This window comes from Tsukamurella soli (genome assembly GCF_039541155.1).
In the GTDB taxonomy this organism is placed as follows: Bacteria; Actinomycetota; Actinomycetes; order Mycobacteriales; family Mycobacteriaceae; genus Tsukamurella; species Tsukamurella soli.
On the sequence record NZ_BAABFR010000069.1, the window covers coordinates 20212 to 27143 of the forward strand.

Annotated in this window: 5 protein-coding genes; 1 reads left to right on the forward strand and 4 read right to left on the reverse strand. The window is 71.8% G+C overall.

The window, feature by feature from the left end:
- Positions 1-6: 6 nt before the first annotated feature.
- The gene (locus ABD908_RS18590) at positions 7-1098 is read right to left on the reverse strand and encodes an acyl-CoA dehydrogenase family protein (protein ID WP_344998687.1); all 1092 of its coding nucleotides are present in this window, start codon (positions 1096-1098) and stop codon (positions 7-9) included.
- Between the two features lie 16 nt (positions 1099-1114).
- Positions 1115-2323 carry an acyl-CoA dehydrogenase family protein gene (locus ABD908_RS18595; RefSeq protein ID WP_344998690.1) on the reverse strand — a complete coding sequence of 403 codons (1209 nt, stop codon included), beginning with the start codon at positions 2321-2323 and terminating at the stop codon, positions 1115-1117.
- Between the two features lie 108 nt (positions 2324-2431).
- Between ABD908_RS18595 and ABD908_RS18600 the strand changes: the two genes are divergently transcribed.
- Entirely contained in the window at positions 2432-3313 is an 882-nt protein-coding gene (locus tag ABD908_RS18600; RefSeq protein ID WP_425584394.1) for a 3-oxoacyl-ACP reductase, read from the forward strand.
- Between the two features lie 13 nt (positions 3314-3326).
- On the opposite strand, the gene nicT is transcribed toward ABD908_RS18600, so the two are convergent.
- Positions 3327-4460: a Nickel transporter NicT gene (gene nicT, locus ABD908_RS18605; protein WP_344998694.1), complete on the reverse strand. Its 1134-nt coding sequence runs from the start codon at positions 4458-4460 to the stop codon at positions 3327-3329.
- A gap of 313 nt (positions 4461-4773) precedes the next feature.
- Positions 4774-4962 carry a ferredoxin gene (locus ABD908_RS18610; RefSeq protein WP_344998696.1) on the reverse strand — a complete coding sequence of 63 codons (189 nt, stop codon included), beginning with the start codon at positions 4960-4962 and terminating at the stop codon, positions 4774-4776.
- Positions 4963-6932: the final 1970 nt, after the last annotated feature.

The window sequence follows — 6932 nt, forward strand, 5'->3', positions numbered from 1 at the left end:
GTCTGGTCAAGCGCCGGCGAGCAGCCGGCCGAGGGTGCGGAGCTGGGCGGTGGCGCTGCCGAGCGCGAACTCGGCGCGCTTGGCGGCGACGAAGTAGCGGTGCGTGGGGTGGTCGGTGTCGATACCGACGCCACCGTGCACGTGGACCGCGGTGTGCGCGACGCGGTGCCCGGCCTCGGCGGCCCAGAACTTGGCGGTCGCCACCGCCTCGCCGGAGGGCAGGCCCGCAGTCTCGCGCCACACGGCCTCGGTGAGCGTCAGCCGGACGGCGTCGACGTCGATGTACGCGTCCGCGAGGCGCTGCCTGACCGCCTGGAACGAGCCGATCGGCTTACCGAACTGCTCACGCGTGCGTGCGTATTCGGCGGTGGCGTGCAGTGCGGCGTCCAGCACTCCCAGCTGCCACGCACACCACCCGATCGTCGCCCGCCGGCGCGCCCATGCGGCCGCCTCGGCGCCGTCGAGGACGCCGTCTGTGGGCACCTCGACACCGTCGAACTCGAGCAGCGCGGCGTCGTCACCGTCGACCACCTCCTGCCGTGCGATGGTGAGCCCCCGCGCACCGCGGTCGAGCAGCGCGAGGACCGGCCCGTCCGGGGTGGACGCCTCGACCAGGACGGTGTCGGCGAACGCCCCGCTCGGGACGGCGGTGCGGGCACCGTCGAGCCGTAGGCCCGCGTCGGGGCGGTCGGCGACGACGGTGCCGGGGCCCGGCTCGGCCAGCGCGGGCGCCACGGTGGCGCTGCCGCGCACGACGGGGACGGCCCAGCGCTCGATCTGCGCGGGCGTGCCGAACCGCCCGACGGTGGCGGCACCGACCGCGATCGAGGCGAGATACGGTGCGGGGGCCGTGGTGCGGCCGATCTCGCCCAGGATCGCGCACTGCTCCTCGAGGCCGAAGCCACCGCCGCCGACCTGCTGCGGGAGCGCCGCGTCCAACACCCCGGCCGACGCGAGCCGGGACCACAGCGCCACGTCGAAGCCGGGGCGGACGCCCGCCACCGTGTGGATGGCGGGGCCGGAGTCCGCCCACGCCTGCAGCAGTCGGCGGGTGAGCGCGGCGAGGTCGATGCTCGCCTCGGATGCGGTGAAGTCCACTTCTGTCCTCTCGCGCCTATCGGGTGACCGGCAGGCCCAACGCGGTACCCGCGATGATGTCCCGCTGGATCTCGTTGGTGCCGCCTCCGAACGTGAGGATCAGCGATGACCGGTGCAGGCGCTCGATCCGGCCCGCGAGCACGGCGCCGGGCGAGCCGGACCGAACGATCGCGGCGGAGCCGAGCACCTCCATGAGCAGGCGGTACGCCTCGGTGGCGTACTCGGTCCCGAACACCTTGGTCGCGGATGCGCCCGCCGGTCCGTACGCCTGGTCGTCACCGTCGCCGGTCAGGTGTGCCCGGTCCGCCGCCCAGGCGATGCGCCAGTTGCGCAGCTTGAGGTATTCGGCGTGCGCATGGACGTGGGCGAGGTGCAGCTGCACCCACTCGGCATCGATCACCCGCGCGCCGTCCGGCAGCCGCGTCTGCCGCGCCCACTCGGTCACCTGACGCAGCGAATCCTGCAGCGGCGCCGCGGAGGTGAGCGCCACGCGTTCGTGGTTGAGCTGGTTGGTGATCAGCCGCCAACCCTGGTCGAGCTCGCCGACCACGGCGTCGGCGGGTACGCGGACGCCGTCGTAGTACGTCGCGCTGGTTCCGGGTCCCGCGACCGTGTGCACCTTGGTCCAGGAGAAGCCGTCGGCATCGGTGGGGACGATCAGGATCGACAGGCCCCGGTGCCGGGCGGCCTCGGGATCGGTGCGGGCGGCCAGCCAGACGTAGTCGGCGTACTCGATGAGGCTGGTCCACATCTTCTGCCCGGTGATGACGAACTCGTCGCCGTCGCGGACCGCGCGGGTGCGCAGCGACGCCAGGTCGGTGCCCGCCTCCGGCTCGGAGTACCCGATCGAGAAGTGGATCTCGCCGGCGGCGATTCCGGGGAGGAAGCGCGCCCGCTGCTCGTCGGTGCCGCCGGCCATGATGGCGGGGCCGACGGTGTTCACCGTCAGGAACGGCACCGGCACGCCGGCGATCGCCGCCTCGTCCGTGAAGATCAGTTGGTCGAGGACGGGCCGGTTCTGCCCGCCGTACTCCTCCGGCCACCCGAGCGCGAGCCAGCCGTCCTTGCCGAGCGTGCGGGTGATCTCCCGGTACACGTCGCCGCCCCCGTACTCACCGCCGGCCGAGCGCAGCGCCACGCGCCGTTCGTCGGTCATCAGGTGCGCGAAGTAGTCGCGCAGCTCGGCCCGTAACCGCTCCTGCTGCTCGGTGAACGCGATCCGCATGACGCCACTGTAGAACACGTTCTAGGATTACGGTGCGGATCCGAGGCGGACGGTGCCCCGAAGTGGAGTTCGAGCCGCGATAGAACACGTTTCAAGATGGAGGCTCACGTGGGAGTGCTGGATGGTCGAGTAGCCGTGGTGACGGGCGCGGGCGCGGGGCTCGGGCGGGCCGAGGCACTCGCACTCGCGGCAGCGGGCGCCACCGTGGTCGCCGGCGACGTGTCGGAGTCGGTGCACGACGTGGCCGACGAGATCGCCGCGGCCGGGGGGAGCGCCCGCGCGGTGGTGGGCGACGTGGCCGACCGCTGCACCGCGGATGCCCTGCTGGCGGCCGCCGACGAGGTGGGTGGCGCGGCCGTGGTGGTCAACAACGCGGGATTCTGCCGCGACCGGATGCTGTTCTCGATGACCGACGACGAGTGGGACGCGGTGATCCGCGTGCACCTGCGCGGGCACTTCCTGCTGTCCCGCGGCGCCACGGCGTACTGGCGGGACGCGTCGAAGCGGGCCGGCCGCGCCGTGTACGGCCGACTGATCAACACCGCGTCGGAGGCGTTCCTGTTCGGGTCGGTGGGGCAGCCCAACTACGCCGCGGCCAAGGCCGGCATCGTCGCCCTCACGGTTGCCGCGGCACGCGGATGCGCCCGATACGGGGTGACCGCCAACGCGATCTGCCCGCGCGCGCGGACCGCCATGACGGCGGGTGTGTTCGGCGCATCGTCCGACGGCGGGGGAGTCGACCCGCTCGCGCCGGAGCACGTGGCACGCTTCGTCTCGTTCCTCGCCTCGCCCGCGGCGGCCCAGATCAACGGTCAGGTGTTCGTGGTGCACGGGTCGATGGTCGCCCTGATCGCACCGCCCACCGTGGAGCGCCGCTTCGACGCCGCGGGCTCGACGTGGTCGGACCCCGAGCTCGCCGGGGCGGTCTCGGGGTACTTCGCTGACCACGACCCAGCCCGCATGTTCGCCGCCGAGGAGATCAAGGGCTGACGGCCCGGGTGGATCAGTCGGCGTCGAGCTCGATCTCGCGGACGCGCTGCGGCGCACTCGCGGCGCCACTCCAGCGCTGCTCGACCCGCGCGAACCGCCAGTAGACGATGGCGGCGACCCACACGACCAGGAACACGCCGACCACGATGAAACCCGCGGTGTTGATGTCGAAGTCCGCCATGAAGTCCCAGAAGCCACCGCTCAGGTGCAGTTCGGTCGACAGCAGCCCGCAGATCTCGATCGTGCCGATCACGAACGCGACCAGGATCGACAGCCCGGTGATCACCAGGTTGTAGTAGACCTTGCGCACCGGACGCGCGAAGGCCCAACCGTAGGCGACGTTCATGAAGCAGCCGTCGATGGTGTCGAACAGCGTCATGCCCCCGGCGAACAGCAGCGGCAGGGCTATCACCGCGTACCACGGCAGGCCCTGGGTCGCCGCCGCCGCGGTCGCGGCGAGCAGGAGCACCTCGGTGGCGGTGTCGAACCCGATCCCGAACACCACCCCGACAAAGAACATGTGCCAGGTCCTGGTGATGGAGCGCATCCAGCGCCCGAAGAACCGGTACATCAGCCCGCGCGACTGCAGCTGCCGCTCGAGCTCCTCCTCGTCGTACACGCCTCGCCGCATGTCCCGGAAGACCTTCACGATCCCCGACAGCACGACCAGGTTCAGCAGCGCGATCAAATACAGGAACGCAGCGGCCAGCCCGGTCCCGATCAGTCCGCCCACGGTCTCGTAGGCCGAGTTCGGATCGACCATCGCGCCGAACACCGCCTTCGCGGCGACGACGATGCCGGCGCCGACCGCGACGATGATCGACGAATGTCCCAAGGCGAAGAAGAATCCCGTGGCGAGCGGGCGCTGCCCGTCGGCCATCAGCTTGCGCGTCACGTTGTCGATCGCCGAGATGTGGTCGGCGTCGAAGGCGTGCCGCGCGCCCAGCGTCCACGCCGTGAGCGCGACCCCGATGCCGAGACCGAGCCCGGTGTACCTGAAGTGGTGCGGCATGATCGCGCACACGAAGATCCCCCAGCCGAAGCCGTTCATCGCGACGATCACCAGGAACATCTCGATCATCCGGTGGCGTTCGCGCGGTGTGAGGCCGCGTCGCATCTCGCCGAGCCGAGACCAGGTGTTGCTCATGTCTATCCCTATCCGTACAGGGATGAGGAAGTTCACCGGGGCAGCGTCGAGCCCCGCACGAAACACCCTTCACCCGAGGGGTTGTGCCACGGTCACACCAGCGAGGCGACCGGACTCGTCCCCCGGAGCAGGGGCTTCACCGTTGCGGGACAGTGCCGGATTGTGACCGGACTTCGCTGCGGGCGTGCCGTCCCGCCGGACGCGGGACCGACTCAACCTACGGCGCGCCGATGCGGCAGGGCAAACGATTGCAGACCATTCGACGGATTCACACCGTTATGACACGTATAGTCCGAGTCGACCGTGCGGCGGGTCAGCCGTCGAGGCGCAACGCCTGGGTCGGGCACTCGGCGACGGCGAGTTCGAGATCCGCACGGTCGTCCTCCGTGAGCTCGTCCGCCACGATGTGGGCGAGACCGTCGTCACCGACCTCGAACACGTCCGGTCGGATGTTCTCGCAGATACCGAAGCCGGTGCACATGCCTCCGACGGTGATCTTCATCCTGTCCTCCTTGGGCTGAGAGGTTCTGACTTCTGTCGCTGGGCCGGTGCCGGCGGGTCTCACCCCCGGGGCAGGCCGAGGAGCTGCTCGGCCGCCACGTTCCGCAGGATCTGAGACGTACCGCCGGCGATCGACAGGCACCGGCTGAGCAGGAACTCGTACTGCACGGCGTCGACGTTCGGGGCGGAGCCGGCACCGTCGGGCCCGCACGCGACGAGCGCGGCCTCCGCGACCGCCTGCCGGTGCCGGACCCCGATCAGCTTGCGCACGCTGGACCCCGCGCCCGGGTCGCGGCCGTCCAGGCGCGCCAGCACCGACCGGGCGTCGAGGGCCGCGCACCCGGCAGCCTCGGCGACGAGGACGCCGACGGTGTCGGTGTCCGCCGACGAGGCCAGGAGGGCCTCCACCGCGTCCCCGAGCGGCGAACCTCCGCTCATCGCGACCCGCTCGTTGGCCAGCGTCGTCCGGGCGAGCCGCCAGCCGCCGTTCACCTCGCCCACGACGCAGTCGTCCGGCACCACGACGCCGTCGAGGAACACCTCGTTGAACCGCTCGTCGCCGGTGATCTCACGGAGTGGGCGGATCCGGATGCCGGGGGAGCGCATGTCGACCAGGAAGTAGGTGATGCCCTTGTGTTTCGGCGCGGCGGGGTCGGTGCGGGCGAGGCAGATCGCCCAGTCCGCCTCGTGCGCGAGGGAGGTCCACACCTTCTGGCCCCGCAGCGACCAGCCACCAGCGACGCGCGTGGCGAGGGTGCGCAGCGACGCGAGGTCGGACCCGGCCTCGGGCTCGCTGAAGAGCTGACACCAGGTGATCTCACCGCGCAGCGTGGGGCCCACGAAGCGGGTCGCCTGCGCGGCCGTGCCGTGGGCGAGGATCGTGGGCGCCGCCCAGGCGCCGATCACCAGGTCGGGGCGCTCGACGCCCTCCGCGGCCAGGGCGGCGTCGATCGCGAGTTGGGTCGCGGCGTCGGCGCCGAGCCCGTGGGGCGGCGGCCAGTGCGGCACCAGATAGCCGGACTCGGCGAGCGCCGCGCGCCGCACACCGACGGGAAGCGCCGCGAATCCCGCAGCCGCCGAGCGTATCCCGGCGAGATCGACGCGCTCCGGATCCGGCACGATCGTGGCCGAGCGGCGTACGCCGGACCGGGCCACGGCGACGGTGGCGGTGCGCCAGCCCGCGGTCCCGCCCAGCAGCTGTCGGGTCGCGACGGCGCGTCGCAGGTACAGGTGCGCGTCGTGCTCCCAGGTGAAGCCGATACCACCGAGCACCTGGATCAGGTCCTTGGCGTTGTCCACAGCCGCGTCGAGGGCGAGCGCCCCTGCGGCCGCGGCCGCGAACCGGTGCTCGCCGCGACGGCGCTGGGCCTGGTCGGCGCCGCGACCGGACGAGGCGTCGTCGGCGGCGCGTCCCGCGTCCCAGGCCAAAGCGGCGGCGAGCTCCGCGCGGCAGAGCATCTCAGCGCAGAGGGCCTTGACCGCCTGGAACGATCCGATCGGCCGCCCGAACTGCTCCCGCACCCGGGCGTACTCCGCGGCGACGTCAACGCAGGCCGCGGCGATTCCCGCAGCCTCGGCCGCCGCGAAGGTGACGGCCCACGAACGCAACTCGTCGGTGGTGAGGCCCGTCACCTCGAGCTCATCGGGAAAGAGGGTGCCGCACACCGTGATCCGCGCGAGCGCACGCGAATGGTCCAGGGGGGAGACGGGTTCGACGGTGACGCCGGGATGTCCGGGCGGCAGCAGGAACCAGCGCTCGCCGCCGGGAGCGGTGACGCCGAGCAGCAGGTGGGCGCCGCCGTCGGCGCCGGCGGCGAGCCCCGCGTCACCGTCGACGCGCAGATCACCCGCCGACGCGTCGGAGCCGTAGACCCCGGCGCCACCCAGAAGTCGGAGGCCAAGCGGTCTTAGGAAGACAACCACTAGTCCCAACTCCTTGGGTCACAGAACGACATGGCTAAGATCCGACTT